This is a genomic window from Paenibacillus sp. FSL H7-0442 (assembly GCF_038593105.1).
Taxonomy (GTDB): Bacteria; Bacillota; Bacilli; order Paenibacillales; family Paenibacillaceae; genus Paenibacillus; species Paenibacillus polymyxa_D.
In genome coordinates, this window is sequence record NZ_CP151963.1 from 2,880,118 (window position 1) to 2,905,195 (window position 25,078).

A 25,078-nucleotide genomic window follows, 5' to 3' on the forward strand; every position below is an offset into this window, starting at 1 on the left:
AATCCGTCACTACCAAAAGAATGTTCTCTTCGTGGAACATAGTTCTCGAAGTGTTGAATTTTCAATGGTAATATATAGATTGAGTACAAGTCATAAGCACAAGAAGTCTATACATGTGTATACAAAACGGGGGATAAGTATGCTTGAAATAACAGGTGATGAAATCGCTCAACTTAATGATACCGACCTAAGATCCTTGGTAGGCCTTCTTTGTGAAGCAGAACTGACATCTGCACAAATCACGACAGCAGGAGTGACTTGGGGAGGTAATCAAAATGCTAAAGATGGCGGAATAGATGTGCGTGTTGAAGTGAAATCAATAATGGATAATGATGGTTTCATCCCGAGATCAAACACGGCATTTCAAGTGAAGAAACCTGATATGCCTCGGAGCAACATTTTGGATGAAATGCGGCCAAAAGGAATACTAAGAGAAGTAATAAGAGATTTAGCCGATAATAAGGGAGCTTACATTATTATAAGTAGTCAGGGATCTACTTCGGATTCTGCATTAAGTAGCAGAAAATTAGCCATGCAAGATGCTATTTCAGATTATGCCAACGCTTCACAATTAAAAGTTGACTTTTATGATCGTGAGCGTATTGCCAGTTGGGTAAGAAGCCATCCTTCTATGATTTTATGGGTTAGAGACAAAATTGGACAACCTCTACAAGGATGGCGATCATTTGATAACTGGGCAGACCATTCTGAGAGTGATGATGGAGGATATCTATTGGATGGAACCTCTCGTTTGTCTAACTCATCAAGTATTGCTGCAAAAGGAATGGATTTGTTACAAGGTATTCAGGAACTAAGAGCGTCCTGGTAGTTCTGTTCGGCTAATTGGATTGTCAGGTGTGGGGAAAACACGCCTAGTTCAAGCTTTATTTGATGATCAAGTTGGTGAGAAAGCTCTAAACAAATCACTAGCTTTTTATACAGATCTTGGAGATGCCCCACTTCCTGACCCTAAATCCTTTACTGCAAGACTTAAATCGCTTGGAAAACGGGGAATCTTGATAGTCGATAATTGTCCTCCTGATCTACATAATCAACTAACTAAATTAAACTCAAACAATAGTCTCATTAGTTTAATTACAGTTGAATACGATGTTAGAGAGGATCAGCCCGAACAAACAACTGTTTTCCGGTTAGAACCTTCTTCAATAGAGCTATTAGAAAAAGTAATTTGTAAGAAATTCACGCATATAAACAGTGTAACCTCAAGAAAAATAGCAGAAATGTCTGGTGGGAACGCACGTGTTGCTGTTGCCATAGCAAGAACAATAAAGATGGGAGAAAACATATCCCACCTAAGGGATTCTGAATTATTTAATAGATTATTTCATCAACGACATGATTCAGACTCAAAGTTACTTAAAGCTGCCGAAATCTGTTCACTCGTCTATTCATTTAATATTGAGACGGAAGCAACAAGAAATATTGAAATGACCATTCTTGCTGAATTAGCAGGAATGAGTGTCTTGGAACTGTATCAAAATGTTGCCGAATTAAAGAGGAGAGATCTCGTACAGCAGCGGAGCACGTGGAGAGCTGTATTACCACATGCTATAGCAAATAGGTTAGCACAGAGCTCATTAGAGAATTTTCCACTCCCGTTACTAAGAGATGTTTTTGAAAAGCGTGCTAATAAGAGGTTATTAATATCATTTTCCAGAAGGCTTGGTTATCTTCATCACAATCAAACTGCTCGAAAAGTTGCTCAAGAATGGCTCTCAGATGGGGGACCGTTGGAGGATTTTCGCAAACTCGATAATGCTGCTGTGACTATGCTTGGTAATGTTGCACCACTTCACCCCGAATTAGTCCTAGCACATATGGAGGAAATTTTAGATCAAGATCGAGACTCAACTTTCTTTTCCCGTCATAATGAAAATTTTAGTTACTTTACAAGTTTGTTAAAGTCTTTAGCATATGATGTTGAGTTTTTTGATAGATCTGTTCAATTATTATGTCATTTTGCTTTAACAGAAGATGTTAACGAGAACAAAAACTCGATACGCAGTACATTAAAATCATTATTTTACATTTATCTTTCTGGAACACACGCTACTGTAGATCAAAGATTAAAAATCATTTCTAATCTAATTGAGTCAGATTCAGAGCAAAAAAATGCATTAGGACTTTCCCTTTTAGATGCAGCACTAGAAGCTTGGCATTTTACATCTATTAATAGCTTTGATTTTGGAGCTCACGTCCGAGACTATGGGTACCATCCAACATCTAATGATGAAATCAGATCTTGGTATGAAACATTCATTCAATATGCTGTGTCAATAGTTTTATCAGAAAAAATAATATCTACTGAGATAAAGGCAATCCTCTGTAGAAAATTCAGGGGGATATGGACTAGAGCAAAAGTTTACAATGCGTTAGAATCCGCTGTGAGAGAAATTTCGGCTAAAAATCCATGGTATGGGGCTTGGTATGCTGTTAAAAACACTATAGGGTTTGATTCTGACAAAATGTCAAAAGAAGCTGTATTTCGACTTGAATCATTAGCTACATTACTGGGACCCCAAAATTTATATGATGAAGTAATGCTGCTAACATTGCCCGATCACGGAAGTCTTCTTAACATAGTAGAAGCAAAAGATACTGAAGAGGCATTGACTAAGATTAGAGATTTATCGCAAGATTTTGGCTATAAAATTAGTTCTCAAGAAGATACCTTGAATGCCTTGTTGATACATCTCATGAGTACTAATGGAAGAAATGTATTTCAATTAGGACAAGGCCTGGCCAAAGGGACTAATGATCCCAAAAAACTATGGGCTACAATGGTTGAAAAACTAAGTACGATCGAACACAATAAACGTAATTATCAACTGCTACAAGGCTTTCTGGATTATCTTACTTCAACTGATAACAGCAGCACTAAAGAACTACTAGATGAAGCAATAGATCACGAGATACTTTCGGAAGTTTTCCCAATTCTTCAGATTGTGATAATTGACATAGATGGAATTGAACGTATAAAAAGATCCCTCCAGCTAGGGAAAGCACCAATTTACTTATACGGGAATCTAGCTTACACACACACATCTGAACTAAATAACGAAGACTTATTCTGCGAGTTAATTCGACTAATTAGCTCTAAACAGAATGGATTGGCCGTTGCTATAGATATCTTTAATATGAAATTTCACCAAAACAATAATGAATTGAGTCCAAGAATACTCACTTTGGGCCAAGAATTAGTTTTAGGTTACGATTTTTCTCAAGAAACTAATAGCGATTCATATCAAATATCAGAAATAGTTAAATCATGCTTTCAAAACAAAGATGCTGCTGATAAAGCAAAACATCTAGCTGTAAAACTCTATACTGCCATTGCAGATAATCGTGTTTTTTACACCAACTTTGATTATATTTATAAATCTCTAGTTGAGGCCCATCCGTTTGTATTTTTGGATGTATTTATAGGAGATCATAACGAATTAGATTACTACATCGAACAGATATTCAGTGGACAATTGATGGTGAGTCCATTGAGAAGCATTCCCCATGAAACATTTATTGAATGGTGTAACATCAAAGGAAAAGCACATTATCCTTTAATAGCATCGGCTATTGAACCGTACATGCATGTAGCCGATCAATTGCAATGGACACCCGTAGCAATATTCCTGATCAATCATTATTCTGATCCTTCAGTTATTTTAGAAGAATTTATGCATGTCTTTCATCCAAATCAATGGGAAGGATCACTAGCAGATAAAATGGTAAAACGCCTTCCACTGTTAGAAAGCCTTATGATTCACGAAAATCCAGTTGTCTCACAGTGGGCCAAAAATAAAGAACCGATTTTGAAGAAAGAAATTATCAGAGTCCATGAATGGGAACAATCACGAGAACAGAATCAGAATGAGCGTTTTGAGTAATGATGGAGATATTCGCTATGTTCACAATTTCTTACCATCAAAAAAACTTAGAGCCTACTGATTTAAATAGCTTATAGATTCTGCAGAGGCGTCGCCAGATTGGCGACTTCTTTGTTGTAAACTACCAGTTTCTATATGTAAAAATTTTTAATTGAAAATATATTACTCATATAAAAGAATTGATATGTATGAAAGATAAGCAACTGAGCAATCCATTTGCATCCGGGAGCGGCGGTGTACACTTTGAAGCTCATATCCAAGCTTCTTTTGTTACATTGATGCTTACAGGTGGATTTGCGCCTTGTTTATCGCGATGGCCTGTGGTCGAATTAAAGCTTCAAGGGAAAATCGATGGGTTTAATACCGATGGCTTAATTGTTTTTGTTGAGGAACCTGTTTCGAAGAGAAAAGCTAAAATGCTTACACAAATTAAGCATAACAGGTTAGCTTACTTGGTATATAAGAAACACTTGAATGTCTAAATAGTTCTTTTAAATCATCCGGAATCTTTTTAGTGATAATTGTTCCAGCATTTTGATTCCATGTTTATACAATATCGACAATACGAGGCCAAACCCAATGCGGATATTGTTGATCAAACTATGAAATATGTGAATGCAAAAGCGGTAACACAACATTTCATTAATTGCTGCGAAAATCGCGGCTCTTTTATTTTGGGATAAAGTTCTTGTCAAAACCAAATGACAAGAACTTTATCTCATTATCGATTTTGATAAGAATATTATCCCATTCCCAACAAAGCAATTCGGGTTAATGAACCATTTCACGATAGGAGCAACCCTTAAATAATGGGCTTGATCGTTCACAGTTGAAAGTGGAAGATCTATAATCTAGGATCATCATCGGAAGTATTGAGAAGCGCATAGACGAATTGAAGATTTTATACATTTTACAATAAGAAACGTGCCTGTTGTCTTCTGTCGCAAACCTATAAATCGGGAGACAAGAACATAGTTCCATTGAAAGTCGATAATATAGTGCCTTTTTTGCTTTAACGGTACAAGTTCTTGTCCCGACTCGAGGAGAAGAACTTGATCCCATTGCCGATTTGATACTCATCTAATAAGATTCAAAGGATTTCGAAAGATTCTGGTTCTTATAACTCTTTTCTCTTTTTCTTCGTAGTCTTGGATGGTGGCCGCAGGATAGGCTGGAGGTGCTGCGGAAGCAGTAACACGAGGCTTTGCGCGCCGGCTGCCCGCGACGCAGTTGCGGTTCTCCTGGTGCCGAACCGAGAAGGAGAGGCTCAGTCGCTCATCTGAAGGTTGTCATTTTAAATTTCCAAAAAAATATATCGCATTAGATGACAGTTAATTATTTGTGGATGTAAAATATAACCGACAGGTAATAGGAGTTTACAGTATTTATATCAAGGCTTAAGGTTTAGGTGCTGGTTCCAATCATCAGTTTTTTTATTTCCAGAAAACAACGCTTAGCTGGCTAGGTAAAAAGATTATTTGATGGGACAATACGTGGATGATGCCGAGGACAAGAACATTGTCCCATTAAAATTCGCTATTTTGGTCATAACCTTGTGAAGTAGACAACCCCTAAAAAACAACCCTATGCTGCGACCGTTTCCCATTTCTGAAAGCGCCAATGGTTGTAAATCTAATCGTAATTTTGGATATCCTGCTATAGCTCCAATAATGTTTGAGGTTTAGTTAAATAGATCTTTTCGGTTTTGAGATGCGAAAAGAACGACTCAATACAAGCGTTGTCAAAGCAGTTTCCAATTCGGAATGGCTGATAATAACCCTAAACTTCGTGAGTTTGTGATAAAACGGTTTCGAGGTGTATTGAAATTCTTGGAGATGGCAGGGGATTTGTGGAAAATATTGAATATTAAAATTAACAAGCGCAATTTGATGAAAACTGTTTTGCGACTTATACTTACGTTAAGATTGATAAGTTATAAAACAAAGTATTCTGTGAGGACAAATTAATATGAAGGATAAACAACTCAGTAATCCGATTTCTACGGGAGGCGGGGGAGGACATTTTGAGGCCCACGTTCAAGCTTCTTTTGTCATCTTAATGCTTACAGGAGGAGTTGCACCTTGTTTGCCTCCTTGGCCTATTACTGAAATAAAACTACAAGGAAGAGTTGATGGGTTTAATACTGATGACTTTATTGTATTAATAGAAGAGCCTGCTTCAAAGAGAAAGCGAAAGTTACTTGGTCAGATCAAGCATAGGATTAAAATCACTCAAGGAGATGAAATATTCTCGGAAGTCATTCGAGCAGCGTGGAGTGATTTTAATAATCCTAAAATTTTTAATAAAGAAAAAGACATTATTGCACTAATCACGGGTCCACTGAATTCAACAGATTTTCATAATGTACAGTGGCTATTGAACCAGGCACGGCATACGAAAGATGTGGAGGAATTTGAGAGGCAGGTAACTCAAGCCAATTTCAGCCCTTCTAAAAGTGAAGAAAAGTTGAACGTGATAAAGTATCATTTGAAGCTAGCCAATAATAATCAAGAGGTGTCTGGCAAAGAACTTTATTCTTTCTTAAATCATTTTTATTTATTAGGGTATGATCTTGGAGAAGAGGAAGGAGAAATGGGAAGTAAATAATGTAAATCTCGAAACCCCTTATCTTATCTATGGATAGGGGGTGAATTATTGTTGTCAGAATGCAACGTATTGTGTAGAATTAAAGAAAATTATGGAAACATAATTGAGGTGGGGGTGGTCCCTCTATACTCAACTTATACAGAGGAATGAATAAAAGTGCTTGGGAGAGGGGGGGAGTGTGTGTATAAAGAGCTTCTGAGTATAGCACAGCTAATGGGGGAAACAATGCGATTGGTTGGGTATGCCCGATACTACAAATCCCTTAACATTGATGGTTTACATTACATACATCAAGTAGAAGGTACCCAAGTGATCGCTATTGTTAAACCAAATCATAGTACTCATCATGAAGCTACAACATTTTTAATGAATCTATTATTAACGGAAAAGCTAAAAATGAATACGGTTACAGGGCATGCCCAGAATCTGAAAAAGTTCTTGGATTACATGATGTTCTGGAGGCTAGAGGAAGATTTTGAACATATCCATAATATCGAAGTAAAAGCAGGTAAGACCGTATCCTATTGAAGTAATATTACTGGGATTTGCGGATTACCTTCGATGTATTCCAAAAGGTTACAAGCCATTTGAAGATTTAAAGGTGGCGACTCACGGGATTCATTGGTCTATGTTAAAGAATATCCCCCTTAACAAACATGCAATGGCAGAAGGGAAGCTATCAACCGTAATTCGAAGCAGTCATAACGATTTAAAGAAAACCAACTGGTGTGAGTACCCGTCTGGTGCACTTGCTCCGATCATCTATACTGCATGTGCATATCTGAAGTTCTTGCGTGATAGAACAACAAGATTTAAATACCTGCCATTAGAGCAGGTTCCGAGAAAAGAAATAAGAGATAATCATTCATTAATAGCGGGTACTGCGGGTAGTAGGGTGCGGATAGTGTTTGATGTGGAAAATATTGCTCGAGATTCCGGTACTGCAGGACCTGGAGGAGGGAAGAGCAGGCAAGCCTCTCCCATTAACCACGACAAGGTCTTTAGTGAGACCGAAGCAGACATGTTCTTTGAATTGATCGATCCGTATGAAAATGCTTTGGATCTTCTTCTCTTTGCGATATTGCGTTACTTTGGATTACGCCCTGGTGAAGCAGCTGAGATTCGAATTGAGCCGTCAACAATTCCTTCCAACTTAAACGTGTATCATACAGCAAGAGAGGAATTAACCGAGTCTCTTTCCGGGAACTTGCAGTTTGTAAAAGAACGCGGGTTGCGGGGGAATTGGGTCATTGATACGGGATGGAAAACGAAGGCTTCCTGCAGGGACGTGGCGTTGATAACTCACAAAACAATTGATCCATTTAGCAGGAAAAATATCCGATTTCCAACACAAGAGGAGTTCACTGATCTTCTGTATTGGGCACTTCTTCAGCGGCGGGAACTTTTGTCTTATTACACAAGTGAAGATCATGGCTATCTATTTGTATCAGAGTCAAACAATTCAAAAGGGAAGCCATTAAGTAAGAAAGGCGTTTACGGTAAGTATAATAATTTGGCTGATGACTTATTTCAACGAACTGGGGGAAGCGTAGACCTACGTTCCTACTATCCACACACCTTCCGACACTTATTCGCGACATCACTTCTCCTAAGATATCGCAGACCAATCGAAGAGATCAGCAAGTGGTTGGGGCATTCTTCTGTCGTGATTACGCGCGATACATATATTCATTGGATACCTGAGTCAAATAATGACACAGAAAAAGGTAAAGTAGATCATTTAGGGAGGGTATTTATGCGACAGGCGGAGATCTCAGAGGGAATCCACGCGCATGAGGAGGACTCGGAATGACACTAGAATGGACTCCATTATCGGAATTTCGCAAATTTTTAAAAAACACGCTGCGTTTGAATCATGTGAATCAAGTATTTTCTTCTATAAAAAATCCCGTCCTTCAATTATTTACTACATTTCCGGCCCCGGATAACTGGTTAGCTGTACCGCCTGAAGAGAGACCAACCTTTCGGCATCGCGACAGTCGAGACCTATGGTATGTCATTTTCTGGGCTTGGCATACAGGTTTTTGCAAGGGAAATGATGTAGTAGCACAATATCGTCGAAACGACTTGGTTTGTTACCTGTCAACCAGAGGTCGTGTTAATCTGTCGGATTTCCCCGTCAAAATGGGCCTCCTCAAAAATTCAGAAGCAGAACACATCCGCAAAAAAGACTCAAACCGTATAGGTTTGTTCAACAAACTATCTATACACCTTCTAGGTGTTATGAAACCGCTGGGCGATTTCACGGAAGAAGATATAGCGTTAGCGGATGTAATGCGTCCGAACGACAAACGTTATAACGCCAAGTGTTTAAAGGACATTCTTTTTGAGCTTGGATATTCGGATGAACCAGGAAGACGTAGGCAAAGAATACTGTTTGACGATTGCTGTGAGCATCCAAAGTGGGGGGATATCGCACGTGAGTTTCGCGAGCATTTAAAACGAAGTAATTCGCTAGACTATTATATTCGTAAAGCGGGCAGTGCTTTGCATAAATTTTTCAAATGGCTTGACCAGCACGGGGAGTCGGATGCTTCATCTCTCGAGTATGAAGATTTTCTCGATTTGTTTGATTACATTTCAAAGAATAACGATGGAGAGGAGTTTTCAGCTAAGTATACCGGGAACAATCTTCTACACATAAAGTTATTCTTTGATTGGGGGAAAGGTTCTCATACATTTTTTCCAACATACGTTGACTGGCCCAGTGATTTATATTCTGGAATTCATCGTGAGGCCCAAGAAGAAACATATTCCGGTGATGGCCTCGCTTTTGATGACCCAAACTTCCCGATGCTCATGAAGGAAGCAATTGAAAATTATCATCCCGAAGATGATGTTGAAGTTTTATGTCGCGCTTTTTGGTTAATTATTGCCTCATCACCGGTGCGTAAAACGTATCTGCTCAATCTTCAGGCTGAAGAATGTATGCTGCCATTGCCTAATGCTCCATCAGCGGTAGGATTATACAGCCCATATTCAGGTATTGAGAAAGCTAAACATCGTAACGGCCAATTTCCTATAATTGATTCTGCAGGTCTTAGAGCGGTCGAATTTTTACAGAAAAGATCGAGCGATAAAGCCTTCCGACCGATACGGAACGAAAGAGCGGATGCATCGTATGTGCATCTTTTTCAATTGGAGAAATATCCCTGGATTTTGAATGAAAGACAAATATATAGGTTTTTTGACAAGATAGCAGAATTTATTGGACATGGAGATAAAAAAGGGAAGGCTCATGGTTACAGACACTATCTCATAACTCACATTGCAATCGAAACCGGGAACAGTGAGTTAGCACGACTTGCTGCAGGTCATGAAAATCAAACCATGCTGAATCGATACTTACGAAGTAATCTCTCCCGTCAAGCATTGTTATTTGCTACTATTAAGAAATATCAGGATGGTGAGATTGCGGGACGGTTTATTTGGCGAATCTTCGAAGCACTTGCCAGCGAACAAACTGAGCCTGACGAATTGATAAAAGCTTTGGGATCTGAAGAGCTATCTTTAGATGAATTCTTTGCAAAATTCGGGCTTCCAGCTCCTACAGGTGTAGGAAGATGTTTAATACAGGGGGCTTGCCTTTTTGAGGCAAAGTGTTTTTCCTGTCATCATTTCGCCATACGAAAAAGTGAAGCAGCACAGGCATTTCATACTTTGGCCAGATTAACCAAGGACATGTGGAACATGATGCGAGGCAGTCGGGATTTTACAACCAAAAACGCCAAGGCGGCCGGATTAGCTACGCAAATAGCGTTGCTTGGGGACATGATTCGGCATTTCGGCTATAGTGACGAACAGATTCAAATAGAGGTTATCAGTCGACTAGTCTGAGCTTAGATTGGAAAGAGGTGAAATCGTGTCGCAAATATTAGCTTGGCAATCCCTGAGATTTGGACCCATTACTGTAAGGCGAAAGGGACAATTCGAGAGTAGAGAGCATCTGACAAGATCGGAGTATGAACAATACAGATCGGCAGAGACTTGGGGACGGGTTGAACCTATTTTATCAAGCTCCTTAACGGATTTGGTACAACCCACAATATTTTTCAAGTTACCCGGCACCCAAAGAGATTACGTATTACTGCTTGCCTTTTTACAACGGATCAGTTTGCCTTTAGAGATCGTATTTCCAACCAAGACCGAATTCAATAAATTTCCTTTTCCCGAGTTACCGAATTTTGAGTACTTTGATGCGCTTTACGATAAATACTATCCGGTATTGTATCCGATGGATAGCGAAAAACAACTACAAAAGGCAAAGAAAAGGATTCCTTTGCTTCGAACTGTAGTTTGCTTATGGTTCGCAGGTTACGCCCTTAAGGAAGGGTTAGAGGGTAATCATATTATTACTTCCTCTGTATTAGCAAAAGCAAGTAAGATCGCTAAATATCATAGAAGTAGTTTAACCCTCCTAGGTAAGATGTTAGCTAAAGAAACAGATTCCTTGATTGAAAATAAACCGGTCATACCTTGCGATGAAGCGGAAAGAAGTGTCTGGATAGCCGCGGGAATATATCCAACCCAAACGCCGTTTGAGGAGAGTCTCTATACCTTTGCATTTTCTTACTTGAGGCAACGTGTGAATGATTCAATAACTGATGATTATTACGACGATGAAGGAAATTTACTTTTCAGATACGGTAAAAAAACTATCAGCATAAATTATTGGAAAGCGATAGTCAAGTACATCCGGTATTTTGCAATCAAATGTCGATCAAAAGGTCTTACTGACATAAGCGAGAATTCAATATCAGAAGTATACACAGAGATTTTTGGCCAGATGAAGGGACAAGAAGATAAGACGTTTTTCCGAGTGGCGCTTCGACATTGGCTTAGGTGGCTTATAAGAACTACAAATGCTTCATACAACATAGAACGGATTATGCCAAGACCTAGACGTGTTATGTCAAAAGATCATGGACGAGTATTTAGTATGTCCAAAGCTTATATTCTTGTGCAGACCTTAATGAACGATCAAACTCCTTTAATTAACGAGAACATTCTGATGGACTTTCGTCATAGGCGGGCTTGCCTGTTGATGTTATCAACTGCAGCAAGGCCTCATGAAATAGTTAATTTGCTTCAGAATGCTTTATTTATAGATTCGCAGGATAATTCCTGGATTCGTTTTCACAAAACCAAGACCATTCGCAATCAACCCGATCGAAACGGCTATGAATGGGTTCATCACGCTCTAGTGAAGAGCGATGCTGCAAGATGGTTTAACGAATTGATTCATTTTGCCCCATCAGAACCTATATTTTTTCCAAGAGAGTGGGGTGGGGATGACCTTACGGAACTTCGTTTACTGGCTTCAAAACATAATGATGGCCCTATACGAACTAGCGGACTGTATAATTTTTTAACTCGCATTCAATCGAAGTTATGGCCTGAACTTAGGAAGCCATATTTCACACCCCATAATCTAAGAGCGCTCCATCTTACTTATCGGCGTATCTTAGGAGACAATGATGAGCTACTAGAGAGGCAGGCAGGACATAGTCATCCTTCCTCATAAAAGCCTTATACGGAAACAATGCCTGCAGAAGAAGTTGCAAAGTTTGGTCATCTAATTCAAAAAGGCGTTTGGAGAAAGAAACCGGAAGGGGAGGATGCTGATAAGACAGAAGGGACTGGAATTTCGTCTACTGAATATGTAGCCATTGATGAGATAGCCGAAATTTCATCTAAGTTTGAGGTCACGCCTCAAAAGCTAGATGAAGCATATAAATTAACCCAGAAAATTATAGAGGAATCACCACGTTTCCAAGGTAAAGTTATTGATTTGGAAGATGAGTTACACGAGGTTAACGTAGGTGGTTATACGCATAATTGTAATGCACATGTCTTGCTAAACTGTGGTCATACACCCGGGCATTGTAGAGCATGTGATGATTATAGTCCTGATGAGGGTACAGAAGATGCGCACAAGGCCGACATATTTCGTGAAATGTTGCATTATTACTATTGTCTCGATGCAGAGAAAAATTTCAAGTCCACAGGACAACGAAAAATGGTTTTTCAGAAGGCTGAGGATATAAAGGAACGGTTGAACAAAACAGAAAGAAGTCTCTGGGTAAATAAATTTAAAATGCCGCCAAATGAGGCGAAAAAACTGCATTCATTGCTCTTTAAGAAAGCAAAGGCATACTTTCGTGAACAGTCTAAAGAGAAGCCTAATCCAACTAATGCAGAAGTGCTTTGTTATATTTTAAGTGGGGAGGTAAAGTAAATTGGCTCGTCCGGTTTCTTTCAGTAGCAGCGACTTGGCATGGGAATGTGCACAAGTAAAAAGAAAGCTTTTAAATGATGTCAAAAAGGGGCGATTATCGCGTCTTTCAAAATCAGATGTGTACGATATGATTGCAAAACGCCCACGAATCAGATTGAAAAGCTCGCGAATGTTGTGGACGGGTTCCTATAAGGAATATTTGGAAAAATGGTTCACCAAATTGAATGAGGAAATACAATTAATCCTAGACTCGGCCTCTAAAGGAGAACCAACGATTACAAGTCCTGAGATTGTAGCCCAGGAGCACCGGGAATTGCAAGCCAAGGTTACTCATTTAACACAGCTTATAAGTACGTATAAAGATGCTTTGGACGAATTACGCATAGAGAACGGACAGTACCGAGAATTAATCAGCCAGCGTTTCGGAGATATTGACTTATTCTAATGATCCTGAATGTCCCGTGTACTGATACCCTTCGCATACATATGTGCTCCTCAATGCCGGTCACATTCGTTTGATTTTTCTTCACGACTACAGGTTCAAATTCTACATCACCGTATTCGGAGGTTACGGTTTTCTTACTGTTGTAGCCGTCGCGGCTGTTTCTCGTTTGTTTGTTTTTACATCATGTTTCTCATAACCGGGATGCGTATCCAGTTCGGCTTCTAATGCTTCTTGAAGTACATCTGCAAATAATTCCTTTAATGTCCATTGAATATCTTCTGCCGATTGAAAATTATGCTCTTTTACGAATTGACGTAATTCTTGTTTTGACAATAATCCGCTTCAGGTCACCATGTGCTTATTCCTCCAACTTTGATCTAGTAGTCAGTATTGACAAATTTATCTCAGTTGAAGTAAAGATTATGTCCAAACTAAATTGTTACTTCAAGCCTTGTACGGAATTGAATTACAAATGGGTGAATCTCTCCCGGAGCGACTATTCTTTGGTGTGACGGTTCACTCGCAATTAATGAAAGCAGGCCGCGTGATAGATTTGAGGGCTGAACGCATTCTTATCATTGGAAATAAAACTGTATTTCATGAATATATCCAATCGTTATCGAGAATTGGTAATTTGTTAGAGAAGAAGATCATTGTTGTTTATCTTGGAAGTTTTCCAGGACCGGATAAACGATTTTTTCTTCGGCAAATCCAAGATAAATTTGATAAAAATGGTCTTCAGATTGAAGTTCAGTTTTGGGGCGACATCGATTGGGGAGGGTTCCAAATATTCCGGCATTTGCAAAAATCAGTGTTTCCACAACTACGACCCTATCGTATGGATAAGACTACTTTCCATCAGCATTTGGATTGGGCAGAAACCTTCACTGCAGATTATCAAGTCAAATTGGAGCAGCTACTGGAAAACACGGATAATTCCTAGTTTCACGGATTAATTCGAGAGATGTTGTGTACGGGCAAGCGTTTAGAGCAAGAAGCTATACTATTATAAACTGTATTTCAGCCACTGGTTGTTGCCGAATTCTATAAGATTCGTGGTAATACTTTGTATTGACAGTGTATTTCACAATAGCCGCGACTTTTGCGGCTTTTTTCATTTATTGTTATTAGTTGTTTTCTTGGACTGGGACAAAAATCAAAATTGAGCCTTCTATTTTTACCATAAAAATGCAAGTAAATCCGTAACTGGCCGATCAAGGAAACAAGGTTGTTACCAGGTTGGTGTAGAGCAAGGTAACGTCTGGGTATCTTGGCGGCTTATTTAAATGGGGGATGAAGAGCCAGTTGCAGACTACATTCTCAGTTCCCGGCTACAGCAAGCGATCAAAGCGTGATCGTGTGCTGACACCGGCGGTTACTCCTATTCGTGGTCGGTGGAAATTTCTCTTACGGGGTCACCGCTTGCGGCATGTTGTTAATCGGGGTCGGGACCGGTTTATTCCTTACCCCCAATACGACGGAGATCATGTCAAGCGTTCCGGAGCAAAGCCGCGGGGTGGCGAATGGACTGCGGTCCATGCTATATAACTTGGGTCAAGTGCTGAGTACGGCTCTTTCTTTAACCATCGTCGGCGCAGCGCTGCCAGCCCACCTGAAGAACGTGCTGTATTCCGGAAAGAACAATGTGATTTCTGCCGTTGATTTTGCTTTCGTCATTCACGGTTACCGCTGGGTCATCATCGCACTAATAGGGACTTCTCTACTCGCTCTTGCTGCCTCGTGGTTCCGTCCGCAACAGAAAAAAGCTTACGAAAGCTCTTCAGCGGCCTCTTGACTTTGACGCATTGATGCCGCGTCAATCCGTCCGATCCTCATCGATCGGTCCTGCGGCTGCCGCCATAACCCCAGCGCGTCCGGTAAGCCCAAACTTCTGGAGCTAGCGATATATATCCGGCGGGTAGTGGAGCGTTGACGATAATATTGCTTACCAACCTGTAACTAAAGAAGTTTTTATTAGAAGGATACCTTTTTACTTCTACAAACCCGATACACGCTCAAAAAATGTAGGTGGCTTCCTTGCTATAATACGTTGCTCTCATTTTAAGATTTCCAGCCTGATAAAAATTTCAAGTAAAGTAGAACTTATGACCTATTGGAATTATTTTCATATTACTGTATTATCATTGAGTGTAAACATGATCGATCAGGACTTTTTAAAAGAACACATAAAGGATAAATACGGATACGAAAGACTCATCACTTATTTCTCAAGACATGAAGTAATTGGGGAAGAAATTTTTCCGTATCTTGGTACTGCCATTCACTAAACGGACTGGTATATTTGCGTTTATGGGAGGATTTCACGGAATGTCGCTGGGGAGTCTGGCTGTTACCAGCAACATTCAGAAAAGATCTTCCTCCGGCATAGCATTATCCGATGTTACCTTTTTCCCATACTCCGAGAGTCCAATTGACTCATTCGATACTATTGAATACATGGAAGCCGTTCTAAACGACGGTCACTCGGGAATCGAAAAACCGGCGGCTATTATATTTGAAACCATTCAGGCGGAAGGCGGCGTAAATATAGCTTCACCCGAATGGATGCTCAGGCTGAGGGAACTTAGCGACAGACACGGTATTCTACTGATTTGCGATGACATTCAGGTTGGCTGCGGACGCACCGGACCGTTCTTTTCATTTGAACGTGCCGGGATGATCCCTGATATTGTACTGCTTTCCAAGTCAATCAGCGGGTATGGCCTTCCCATGTCTATTCTGCTGATGAAACCGGAACTTGATGTCTGGAAGCCTGGTGAGCATAACGGTACGTTCCGGGGAAACCAGCTTGCTTTCATTGGAGCTACAGCTGCGTTGGAATATTGGGAAATGAATAATTTGGAACAGTCTGTGAAATATAAGGAAGCATTTGTAAGAGAATATTTAACCAAGCAGATTTTGTCATTACATAAGGGCCTGACCATTCGGGGTGCAGGTTTGATTTGGGGTATTGATTTTTCCAATGTGGAGGATGAGCGAATCACGCAAAAAGTAGTAGAGGAATGTTACCAAAACGGTTTAATCATCGAAAGCGCAGGAAGAAAAGACAGTGTTATAAAACTTATGCCTCCGTTAACCATCGAGCTTGAACTTTTGCAGCAGGGTTGTTCAATTATCAGACAAGCTATTCAAGAGAATATAAATAAAGTATTGGAGGTCGAAAGTTATGGATAAAATCGCCATTATAGGAATAGGATGCCGTTTGCCAGGAGGAATAAGGGGGCCTGAGGAGTTCTGGGAAGCATTGACTGCGGGAAAAGATATGACTTCCGATTTACCCGAAGGCCGCTGGGATTTAGAAAAGTTTTATGATCCTGACAAATCAAAGCCAGGCAAGCATTACACCTGTCATGGTGGATTTTTAGATAAAATAGATGAGTTTGACCCTTTGTTTTTTGGTATTTCTCCAAGGGAAGCGGCCTTTCTTGATCCACAGCAAAGACTGATGCTGGAGACATCATGGGAAGCAATGGAAGATGGAGGCTTGGATCCGGCCAAGCTAGCAGGAACCAATACCGGTGTCTTTGTAGCGGGCTTCACCCTTGACTATCAAGCAATACAATTTAAAAACGAATCGGTTGAAAGTTTAGATACACATTCGGCAACGGGTATGATGATGACAATGTTGTCCAACAGGATTTCATATATATATGATTTCAGAGGTCCAAGTTTGTCTGTAGATACAGCGTGTTCGGGCTCTTTGGTTGCAACACACCTTGCATGCGGGAGTTTATTGAATAATGAATGTAATCTCGCAATAGCAGGCGGAGTAAGTGTTATAGCTACACCTGAGTATACCATAGCGGAAAGTAAGGGTGGTTTTTTATCTCCCGATGGACGGTGCAAAACTTTCGATTCCAGTGCAAACGGCTATGCAAGAGGAGAAGGAGCCGGCGTTGTGGTTTTAAAACGCCTGTCAGATGCTATCGAAGACGGAGATAGGATTTATGCCGTAATAAGTGGATCGGGTGTAAACCAGGACGGCCACACAGACGGGATTACTGTTCCAAACGGGCAGGCTCAGGAAAACTTAATGAAGGAGGTATACAAAAAGGCAGGAATATCACCTTCAGATATAACATATATTGAAGCTCACGGCACCGGCACTCCGGTTGGAGACCCTATTGAGGCTAATGCAATAGCACGAGTGGTTTCAACAGACAGGCCAAAAGATAAAAAGTGTATTGTCGGATCTGTTAAGACAAACATTGCCCACCTTGAGGCCGCTGCAGGAGTTGCCGCACTGATAAAAGCTTCACTAATCATAAAGCATAAGCAAATACCTCCACATCTGCACTTTAAGAATCCAAACCCTAAAATTCCCTTTGACGATTTATGTATACGAATTCCTCAGACCCTGGAGCCTTTGCCGCAACCCGCATTGGTTGGCATAAATTCATTCGGTTTTGGAGGAACAAATGCCCATATCCTCTTGGAGGAAGCTACAGATCTCCAAAAACAGGGTACTCCTGAAGTTAATGTAAATACCGGATGGCCATATATGATTCCCATATCTGCGCGCTCAGAAAAGGCGCTAAAAAACTATGCGCAAAAGTATGTTGATTTTATTAATGGAAGTGGAGAAAGTATTTCTTTATATGATATTGGAAGCATGATGAGCAAAAAGCGCACCCATCATGACTATAGACTAGCGGTTTCGGCATCTTCAAAGGAAGAACTTGCAGGAAACCTGGAAGCGTATATTAAAGGACAAGCACGCCAGGGGATGTCTGCGGGAAATGTTGAGGCAGGAAAGTACAATAAAGCTGTTTTTGTATATACAGGTATGGGGCCCATATGGTGGGCTATGGGCAGACAGCTCCTTGAAAAAGACCCTGTGTTTAGAAATATGATAGAAAAATGCGATAAACTTACACGTCAGTATGCTGGATGGTCTCTACTGGAGGAACTTCTCGCCGATGAGGAGAATTCACGTCTGGACCAGCCCCAGTTTGCTCAACCTGCCAATTTTGCTGTTCAGGTGGGTTTGACTGAAGTATGGAAATCCTTGGGTATTATACCCCATGCGGTGGTAGGACACAGTGTTGGAGAAGTGGCTTCTACATATGTTGCAGGAATTTACAGCCTTGAAGATGCCATGTTGGTAAGTATTCACAGAAGCCGTGCACAGCAAAAAGCAGTAAACAAGGGCACAATGCTGGCGGTAGGTTTACCAGAAAAAGAAGTTGTGGCCCTGCTGGATGAGAACATAAAAGGTGTTTCAATGGCAGCAATCAATAGCCCAAATTCGGTAACTTTGTCAGGTGATCCTGATGCCCTTGAGCAGATCCAAAAACAGTTGCAGGATAAGGGGGTTTTTGCGCGGCTTTTAAAGGTCAATGTAGCGTATCACAGTTACCAAATGGAACCATATGAGCAGGAGCTATTGGAGGCATTAAAAGGAATAAAGTCCCAGCCTGCCGGGATACCGATATATTCCACGGTTACAGGGAAAATGCTGACGGGTACAGAGTGTGATGGACATTACTGGTATAAAAATGTAAGAGAGCCGGTACGTTTTGAAGCAGCAATGTATGAAATGATTTCGTTGAATTATAACTTATTTATTGAGGTGGGCCCTCACCCTGTTTTAGCAGCTTCTATTTCTGATTGTCTGTCAGCTAAAAACGTTGAAGGTAAGAAGTTGTTCTCTATAAAAAGAAATGAAAACGAACAGGTTTCAATACTGGAGAACTTAGGGAATCTATATGCACTGGGATACCCTATAGATTGGAACAAGATTTACCGGTACCAAGGTGAGTTTGTAAGTCTCCCTCTTTATCCATGGCAATGGGATAAATACTGGATGGAAACGCAGGAATCAAGTGAATTTAGGCAGGGAAAAAATAAGCACAAGTTTTTAGGACGCCGTTTGAAAACTTCCAGCCCTATATGGGAGATTGAACTTAATACTACCTATATGACGTATCTTTCTGATCATAAAATACAAGGTATAGAAGTTTTCCCCGGAGCAGGGTATGTAGAGCTGGGAATGGCTTGTGCCAGAAGCTATTTTGGAGAGGGTTTTTATACAGTTGAAGATATAAAGTTTGAAAATGCTTTATTTTTAAATCAAGGAGTATCACCTGTGGTGCAGGTGGTTTTGGATCCAAAAACCGCAAAATTCGAGATTTCAAGCAGGATACCGGGACAAGATAAGACTTGGACATGCAATGCATCCGGCACAATAAGAAAACGGCAAAACATAAAGATCACTGCTAAAGATGAGTTGATTCAAATACTTGGCAATTGTACCAAAGAATACGGAAAAGAAGTATGTTATAAAACCTTCTATCAAATGGGTTTCCATTATGGTCCTTATTTCCAAGGTATAGACAAGATATGGAAAGGCGATAACGAAGCTCTTGGCAGGATTGAGATCCCTAAAATACTGGAGATTGATAGCTCTATCTACGGTCTTCACCCGGCGGTATTGGACGCCTGTTTCCAGGTTACCATTGCGGCAGTTGCACCACTTAATGAAGATGAAAATAACGAAGGCCAATCATTCCTACCTGTAGGAATAGACAGGGTGCAGCTTTATGGAAGGCCGGAGCCTGTCATGCTTTGTCATACGCAGATGGTAGATAGGAAAGATAATAATTTGAACGCCAACATCCGTCTATATAGTGAGGACGGAAATCTAATCGCCGAAATACTGGGCATAAGAACTAAGGAACTTGGAAATAGTGGAGGGTCTGATGCTGGAAGAGTTAAGGATTATCTTTATGAGATAAACTGGGAGCTTCTAAAAAGTGAAGAAGTTGATACCCGCACAGCTGCTGCTAACTCTGGAGCATGGCTTATTTTTGTGGATCATAAAGCAGCAGGAAAAGAACTGGCAAATCTCCTTGAAAAAAGGGGAGAAGAATGCTTTATGGTATATCCTGGTGAGAATTTTGGTTGGCAGTATGAAGAGCGTGAGATATATATAAACCCTCGAAGCATTGAGGATCTTAGAGCGTTGTTTGATGAATTCTCAAAAATTAAAACGAAGCTAACAGGTATTGTATATATGTGGAGCCTCAATATCCTTGAGATCCAGGAAGTTAGCAATACAGCTATAGAAAAAGCTTGTTTTGAAAACCTGTTTGTATTAAAACACCTGGTACAAGCAACCACAAATCTGGGATTAAATTTTAAGCTGTGGGTTATTACAAGAGGAGCCCAAATGATCAACAGGGCTACTCCAAATTCTGCATTCTTACAGTCGTTGGTATGGGGCCTTGGCACCGTCATAGGTTACCATGAGTTGCCTTCAAATTGGGGAGGCCTTGTAGACCTTGACATAGAGGCCAATGCGGGTGAAATGGAAATGCTGTTAAAAGAAGTCTTAGGTAATGGAGAGAACCAAATTGCTTTCCGTAATGGGAATAGACTTGCAGCAAGAATCGATAAACTGCGGATTGATATGCAGCATCAAGTACCCGTACATCTTCGCCCCGATGGAAGTTATGTTATTACAGGTGCTTTTGGTGGCATAGGTATGATTACAGCCCAGTGGATGGTTGCCAAGGGAGCAAGACATCTGGTACTGCTTGGACGCGGAGAATTTCCAAAACGTTCTGAATGGAACAATGTAGAGCCAGGCAGCAGCCTTGCAGAGAGGATTGAGTTTGTTCGTAAGCTGGAGTCCCAGGGGGCAACAGTATATATTGGATCAGTGGATGTAACTGATGAGGAAAAGCTTGCTGGATTTTTTAAAGATTTTGATAAGGAAGAAAGGCCTCCTATTCGAGGTGTTGTACATTCTGCTGGTATTACGGATGATCAATTTCTTGAGGTTAGTAAAGATGAGACTTTTTATAGGGTCCTTTCGCCTAAGGTAAATGGTGCATGGAACCTTCACCGTATGACAGAGGGACGGCCTATTGACTTCTTTATTTTATTTTCTTCAGTTGCTTCTGTATTTGGTTCACCAGGCCAGGGAGCATATGCAACTGGGAATGCCTTTTTGGACTCACTTGCACATTACCGTTTATCGAGAGGACTTCCTGCACTGAGTATCAATTGGGGACCATGGTCAGAGGTTGGAATGGCTGCAAGGTTTATGGAACGTGATCCGGAGTATTATATACAAAAATCCATAGAATCTGTAACGGTAGAAAAGGGAATTAGGGCTATGGAGCACCTTGTTGGAGAAGCTGTTGCACAGTCTGTGGTTCTACCTATACTCTCGTGGCAAACGTTTTGGGAAAAATGGTTCTCACCCATGAGTTCTCCACATGTGCTTAAAACTCTTTTGCAAGATGAGTCAGGACAACAAGAGAATATAAATAAATCAAAGGTGGATGTTGATATCCTGGAGGATATTATTTCATCTCCAATACAGAGCAGGCAGAATATCGTTGAAATGCATATTAAAACAATAGTAGCGAAGGTTTTGCGTTATAATCCTGAGGATCTAAGTACCAAACAACCACTAACTGTTTTTGGGATGGATTCATTAATGGCCACCGAAATAAAAAACAGGATGGAGGTTGCCTTTAAAACACCTGTTTCCATAGTAGAACTTCTTAAGGGTTCCAGCATATACGATCTTTCCGAGCAAATGATATCAAAGCTATACGAATCGGGAAAGATTTCAGAACAGGGTTCCCTAAATATGGGTAAGGCTGAGCTTGAAAGAATACCTAAAGTTTCTGAAAAAGAGTACTATGAAACCTCATCTGCACAAAAGATGATGTATATCATTAATAATCTTGAGGGTAACAACATTGGGTATAACATACCTGTGGGAATTTTATTTGAAGGTGGGATTGAAAGGGTTGCCCTTGGGGAAGCATTAAAAACATTGATACAAAGGCATGAAGCATTTAGGACATCCTTTGAGATGATTGATGGGGAGCTTGTGCAAAGGATACAAGATGAAGTTGATTTTACTATAGAATATTTTGAGTCTGAGGAAGACGGAGTAGAGAAAATAATCGATGAATTTGTAAGACCGTTCGATTTAAGCAAAGCACCCTTAATAAGAGTAGGTCTTATAGAAATCCATGCTAGCAGGCAAATACTTTTGCTTGATGTACATCATATAGTCTCGGATGGAACTTCAATAATCAGGACTTTTGATGAAATAGTTTCTATATTAAGTGGTGAAAGCCTTCCGGCAATGGAGGTGCAATATAAGGATTTTGCCCAGTGGCAGAATGGCTTGTTTAGCACTGAGGTTTACAAAAAGCAGGAAGAATACTGGCTTAATAGGTTCAAGGGTGAAATTCCTATCCTTGATATGCCTACAGATTATCCTAGGCCTGTCCTTCAAAGCTTTGAAGGAAATAGGTTGCTATTTGATTTAGACAGTCATTTGATGGATAAATTAAATGTACTTTCCTCCCAAACAGGAGCCACCGTGTATATGATACTTCTTGCGGCATTAAATACACTAATGTATAAATACTCAGGACAGGAAGACATAATTATTGGTACTCCTATAGCGGCAAGAACTCATTTTGATACTGAAAGAATACTGGGGATGTTTATAAATACCCTGGCATTAAGGAATTTCCCAGAGGGAAATAAGGCCTTTACTGAGTTCTTGGAAGAAGTAAAAGAAAGCTCCTTAGAAGCATATGAAAATCAGGAATACAGGTTTGATCAGTTTGTGACAAAACTTAACGTAAAGAGAGATTCAAGCAGAAATCCTTTATTTACTGTTATGTTTAATATTGTTCCTTCTGATGAGCATATTATGGAACATCGTGGTGAATTAAAGTATTCCAAATATCCGGTTGAAAGTAAAACATCAAAATTTGACCTAACATTCCAGTTGATACCAAATGGTCATAATATAATATTATGGATGGAATATGCTACACGTCTGTTTAAGAAGGAGACGGTAGAAAGGCTTGTTCAGCATTACTTTAATATCCTTGAAGAGATAACCTCAAACCCTGAAAAAAAACTATCAGAAATCAATATGTTATCCCAAGAAGAAAAGGAGCGAATAATATACGGCTTTAACGATACGAAGGTTGAATTTGAACATCACCTGACGGTACACCACCTGTTTGAGCAGCAGACGAAAGTACGTCCAGACAATATAGCAGTAGCGTATGAAGGCCGTAGATTTACATATGGCCAGATTAACCAAAGGGCAAACAGGATAGCAAGGTACATGCTAAAGGCTGGCACTGGTAGAGAAGAAGCCGTAGTTGTCATGCTGGAGAGGGGACCCTTATTTGTAGAATCGGTACTTGGTATATGGAAAGCAGGGGGGGCTTACATACCTGTAAATCCAAAATACCCTACACAAAGGGTGCTTGATATATTTAAGGAATCTAAAGCTGCCTATGTGTTGACCTTATCAGATTATGTGACCCAGCAGCTTAGTGAGAACTATAAAGGCCGAATTATATACCTTGACCAGTGTGAAAAAGAGATTGAGGCTGAAAGTGGCGAAAACCTAGATCTAGATATAGACATAAATAGTTTGGCCTATGTTATATATACATCTGGTTCAACTGGTGTACCAAAGGGAGCTATGATAGAGCATCTTGGCATGATAAACCACATCCATGCGGAAATAAAGGAACTTTGTATAACTAACAACAGCATAATATCCCAGAACTCGCCTCAATACTTTGATGTATCTGTATGGCAGTTCTTTGCAGCCCTAACCATAGGAGCTCAAATTATCATCTATCCAGATGAAATAGTAAAGGATGTTGCAAGGTTTACGAATCGGATCATAGAAGATGGCATAACGGTCCTTGAGGTGGTACCTTCATACCTTGCTTTAATGCTTGAGTATGTGGAAAATACAGGGAATAAACCGGAAAAACTTCATTACTTGCTGATAACGGGAGAAACCGTAAAATCCGGCATAGTAAGGAAATGGTTTGACCTATGTCCAAATACTAAAGTAGTTAATGCCTACGGACCTGCAGAGGCAGCGGACGATATTACTCTATATACTATGGAAGCTGCTCATGAAGGAGAGAACATTCCTGTAGGCAAGCCTATACAAAATATGAATCTATATATAACAGATAAAAACATGAACCTGTGCCCTATCGGAGTAAAAGGAGAGATCTGCGTCTCTGGAACAGGTGTAGGAAGGGGTTATTTAAATGACCCTGAAAAAACAGCCCATGTATTCCTTGAAGATCCTTTCAGAGAAGAAAAGGGGATAAGGCTGTACAAAACAGGAGACCTGGGAAGATGGCTGCCTGACGGGAATATCGAATTCCTGGGCAGAATAGACCATCAGGTTAAGATCCGCGGATACCGAATAGAGCTTGGAGAAATAGAAGCTCAGCTTCTAAAACATTCTTCAATAAAAGAAGTTGTGGCAGCAACAAGGGAAGACCCCCAAGGGAACAAGTACATCTGTGCATATATAGTTGGAGAAAGTGAATTGACAATACCGGAATTAAGGGAGTATCTCTCCAAAGATCTGCCAGACTACATGATCCCTTCATATTTTGTACAGTTGGAAAAACTGCCTTTATCAGCGAATGGCAAGGTAGATAGAAATGCCCTGCCTGCCCCTGATGGAAATATTAATACAGGGGTAGACTATGCTGCACCATTCGGTGAAATTGAGGAGAAGCTTGTACTGATATGGAGCCAAATCCTTGGAGTCCAGAAGATTGGAGTAAATGATAACTTCTTTGAATTAGGAGGAGACTCATTAAAGGCAACCAATCTTGTATCAAGGGTTCATAAAGAATTTGACATAGAATTTGCATTAAAAGAAGTGTTTATGGGTCCTACAATTTCGGCAATAGCAAAAAGTATTAAAAATAGACTTAACGATACAGTGGAAATCGAAGAAATTTTAAGCATGATTGAAAATCTATAAATAGGAATTAAAAGAGATGAAATAGAGAAGAGGGA

General features: G+C 40.2%; 13 protein-coding genes and 2 pseudogenes. 14 read left to right on the forward strand and 1 reads right to left on the reverse strand.

What is annotated here, in order from left to right:
* Window positions 1-139 precede the first annotated feature (139 nt).
* The 10 genes from MHH57_RS12605 (at window position 140) to MHH57_RS12650 (ending at window position 13,216) form a co-directional block, all read left to right on the forward strand.
* Window positions 140-829, forward strand: coding sequence for a hypothetical protein (locus tag MHH57_RS12605; RefSeq protein WP_342435152.1), 690 nt, complete (start codon window positions 140-142; stop codon window positions 827-829).
* A 28-nt stretch (window positions 830-857) separates the two neighbouring features.
* Window positions 858-3,905, forward strand: a complete 3,048-nt coding sequence (locus MHH57_RS12610) for a hypothetical protein (RefSeq protein ID WP_342435153.1) — start codon at window positions 858-860, stop codon at window positions 3,903-3,905.
* Between the two features lie 188 nt (window positions 3,906-4,093).
* Complete coding sequence (locus tag MHH57_RS12615; protein ID WP_025723560.1) at window positions 4,094-4,387, forward strand: hypothetical protein; 294 nt, start codon at window positions 4,094-4,096, stop codon at window positions 4,385-4,387.
* A gap of 1,486 nt (window positions 4,388-5,873) precedes the next feature.
* On the forward strand, window positions 5,874-6,512 hold the full coding sequence (locus MHH57_RS12620; RefSeq protein ID WP_342434164.1) for a hypothetical protein: 639 nt from the start codon (window positions 5,874-5,876) through the stop codon (window positions 6,510-6,512).
* A 180-nt stretch (window positions 6,513-6,692) separates the two neighbouring features.
* Window positions 6,693-7,040, forward strand: a complete 348-nt coding sequence (locus tag MHH57_RS12625) for a hypothetical protein (protein ID WP_029515269.1) — start codon at window positions 6,693-6,695, stop codon at window positions 7,038-7,040.
* A 100-nt stretch (window positions 7,041-7,140) separates the two neighbouring features.
* Window positions 7,141-8,325, forward strand: a complete 1,185-nt coding sequence (locus MHH57_RS12630) for a tyrosine-type recombinase/integrase (RefSeq protein ID WP_342434165.1) — start codon at window positions 7,141-7,143, stop codon at window positions 8,323-8,325.
* Window positions 8,322-10,370 (forward strand): site-specific integrase, encoded by a 2,049-nt coding sequence (locus tag MHH57_RS12635; RefSeq protein WP_053325491.1) that lies wholly within the window; start codon window positions 8,322-8,324, stop codon window positions 10,368-10,370. Before MHH57_RS12630 ends, MHH57_RS12635 begins: the two co-directional genes overlap by 4 nt.
* A gap of 7 nt (window positions 10,371-10,377) precedes the next feature.
* Window positions 10,378-12,057, forward strand: a complete 1,680-nt coding sequence (locus MHH57_RS12640) for a hypothetical protein (RefSeq protein WP_342434166.1) — start codon at window positions 10,378-10,380, stop codon at window positions 12,055-12,057.
* 18 nt (window positions 12,058-12,075) lie between these two features.
* Entirely contained in the window at window positions 12,076-12,771 is a 696-nt protein-coding gene (locus MHH57_RS12645; RefSeq protein WP_342434167.1) for a hypothetical protein, read from the forward strand.
* Window position 12,772: 1 nt separating this feature from the next.
* Window positions 12,773-13,216: a hypothetical protein gene (locus tag MHH57_RS12650; RefSeq protein ID WP_340885463.1), complete on the forward strand. Its 444-nt coding sequence runs from the start codon at window positions 12,773-12,775 to the stop codon at window positions 13,214-13,216.
* Here MHH57_RS12650 and MHH57_RS12655 read toward each other — a convergent pair.
* Window positions 13,216-13,549, reverse strand: a pseudogene (locus tag MHH57_RS12655) (transposase); the annotation flags it as partial. The gene MHH57_RS12650 and the pseudogene MHH57_RS12655 overlap by 1 nt on opposite strands.
* A gap of 118 nt (window positions 13,550-13,667) precedes the next feature.
* Here MHH57_RS12655 and MHH57_RS12660 point away from each other — a divergent pair.
* The 4 genes and pseudogenes from MHH57_RS12660 to MHH57_RS12675 all read left to right on the forward strand — a co-directional run bounded on the left by MHH57_RS12660 (window position 13,668) and on the right by MHH57_RS12675 (window position 25,043).
* Complete coding sequence (locus MHH57_RS12660) at window positions 13,668-14,159, forward strand: Wadjet anti-phage system protein JetD domain-containing protein (protein WP_161626963.1); 492 nt, start codon at window positions 13,668-13,670, stop codon at window positions 14,157-14,159.
* Between the two features lie 543 nt (window positions 14,160-14,702).
* Window positions 14,703-15,011, forward strand: a complete 309-nt coding sequence (locus tag MHH57_RS12665) for a hypothetical protein (RefSeq protein ID WP_185156378.1) — start codon at window positions 14,703-14,705, stop codon at window positions 15,009-15,011.
* A gap of 491 nt (window positions 15,012-15,502) precedes the next feature.
* Window positions 15,503-16,411, forward strand: a pseudogene (locus MHH57_RS12670) (aminotransferase class III-fold pyridoxal phosphate-dependent enzyme); the annotation flags it as partial.
* Complete coding sequence (locus tag MHH57_RS12675; RefSeq protein WP_209950295.1) at window positions 16,404-25,043, forward strand: non-ribosomal peptide synthetase/type I polyketide synthase; 8,640 nt, start codon at window positions 16,404-16,406, stop codon at window positions 25,041-25,043. The pseudogene MHH57_RS12670 and the gene MHH57_RS12675, both read left to right, overlap by 8 nt.
* Window positions 25,044-25,078: the final 35 nt, after the last annotated feature.